Origin of the sequence: Amycolatopsis rhizosphaerae (genome assembly GCF_007713715.1) — a bacterium.
GTDB lineage: Bacteria > Actinomycetota > Actinomycetes > Mycobacteriales > Pseudonocardiaceae > Amycolatopsis_E > Amycolatopsis_E rhizosphaerae.
This window is the reverse complement of record NZ_VJWX01000770.1, coordinates 1-2,037: the sequence shown is the minus strand read 5'-3', so window position 1 is coordinate 2,037 and position 2,037 is coordinate 1. Positions and strand designations below refer to the sequence as shown.

The following is a 2,037-nucleotide window of genomic DNA, read 5'->3' as shown; positions in this document are numbered from 1 at the left end:
GAGGAACCGCGCGTGCCGATCAACGACTCCCCGCGCCCCGCCGAGACCGCTTCGCCGTCCGGGTACGAAAACCTCGGCGATGCCATCGCCTTCGCCGCCAGGCGCGCGCCCCGGCGCCGCCTGGAACCGGACGTGACGATCGTGGTGCCCGCGAAGAACGAGGCCGCCAACCTCCGCGAGGTGCTGCCCGAACTCCCGCCGGTCCACGAGGTGCTCGTCGTGGACGGCCACTCCGACGACGACACCCCCACCGCGGCCCGCGAGGCGCTGCCCGGCGTGCGCGTCATCCAGCAGACCCGCCGCGGCAAGGGCAACGCCCTGGCCTGCGGTTTCCTCGCCGCCTCCGGGGACGTGGTCGTCATGTTCGACGCGGACGGCTCGGCCGACCCCGCGGAGATCCCGCGGTTCGTCGACGCGCTGGTCGGCGGTGCCGACTTCGCCAAGGGCAGCCGGTTCGCCCCGGGCGGCGGCAGCCACGACATCACCGCGCTGCGGGCGGCGGGCAACTCGGGCCTCAACCGGCTGAGCAACACGCTGTTCAGCGGCGCGTTCACCGATCTCTGCTACGGCTACAACGCTTTCTGGCGGGATCTGGTGCCGATGCTGTCCCTCCCGCCGGTGTTCGCCCCGCCGGGCGAGCGGATGCTGTGGGGCGACGGCTTCGAGATCGAGACCGTGATCAACTGCCGGGTCGCCGCGCTGGGCCTGTGGATCACCGAAGTGCCGAGCGTGGAACGGAAGCGCATTCACGGCGAGACCAACCTGCGCACCTTCAGCGACGGCGGGCGGGTGCTGCGCACCCTCGTCGCCGAATGGCAGCGCGTGGGACGGCAGCGCCGCACCCGCCGGTTCGGCCGGTTCACCCCCGCCCCGCTGCTCGACGCGGCATCGGACAGCGTGGGCGAGCCGGCATGAGCACCGAGGCCCCGACCACCTCGGTGGTGATCTGCGCCTACACCGAGCGCCGCTGGGAGGATCTGGTCGCGGCGGTGACCTCGGTGCGGGAGCAGACCGTGCCCGCGGACGAGATCATCGTGGTGATCGACCACAACCGGGAGCTGGCCGGGCGGGCCGCCGCCGGGTTCGACGGCGTCGCCGTGGTGGAGAACGCGGGCAAGCGCGGCCTTTCCGGGGCCCGCAACACCGCGATCGGCCTGGCCAAGGGCGACGTGATCGCGTTCCTCGACGACGACGCGGTGGCCGAGCCCGACTGGCTCGCGCAACTGCTGGCCGGTTACCGGGACCCGCGGGTGCTCGCGGTGGGAGGTGCCGCCCGGCCGCGCTGGCCCGGCGGCAGGCGGCCCGCGCTGCTGCCCGCCCGGCACCGCGACCGCGACGACGGGACCGGGGAACTGGACTGGGTGGTGGGCTGCACCTACACCGGCCAGCCGGTCACCGAGACACCGGTGCGGAACCTCATGGGCTGCAACATGTCCTTCCGCCGGGAGGCGTTCGTCCTCGCCGGGCTGTTCACCGAGGACCTCGGACGGGTCGGCCGCACGCCGCTGGGCTGCGAGGAGACCGAGCTGTGCATCCGGCTTTCGCAGGCTTCGCCCGGGGCGCGGATCCTGTTCCGCCCACAGGCGCTGGTGCGTCACCGGGTCACCCCGGACCGGCTGACCTGGCGCTACCTGCGGCGGCGCGGCTGGGGTGAGGGCCTGTCGAAGGCACTGGTCTCCCGCTCGGTCGGCGCCGAGGAGGCGCTGTCCACCGAACGGGACTACGTGCGCAAGGTGATCAGCCTCGCCGTGCTGCGGGAATCCGCGCGCCTGCTGCGGGGCGAGGGCTCGGGTGCCACGGGGGTGGTCGCGCTGGGCACCGTGGTCGGCGCGACCGCGGGCGGCTACCTGCGCGGCAAGGCCGCGCGGCGGCGGAGGAGGAGGTTCACCGGCACCGGCACGCCGAAGCTGGTGCACGGGCCGATCCACGTGGCCACCGTCGACGTCCGGTCCCTGCCGCGGGAGCTGACGGTGCCGCCGCGGGCGGTGGGACACTACCGCGCGGCACAGGTCCTCGTCCGCGACGGCGACCGCACCC

The 2,037-nt window shown here is 74.1% G+C and carries 2 protein-coding genes; both read left to right on the top strand.

The genetic code is table 11. The features are described from left to right. The first annotated feature begins 12 nt into the window (after nt 1–12). Entirely contained in the window at nt 13–915 is a 903-nt protein-coding gene (locus FNH05_RS36635) for a glycosyltransferase family 2 protein (RefSeq protein ID WP_144593416.1), read from the top strand. Beyond that, the coding region (locus FNH05_RS36630; protein WP_144593415.1) for a glycosyltransferase family 2 protein at nt 912–2,037 on the top strand (1,126 nt) is incomplete at its 3' end. The genes FNH05_RS36635 and FNH05_RS36630, both read left to right, overlap by 4 nt.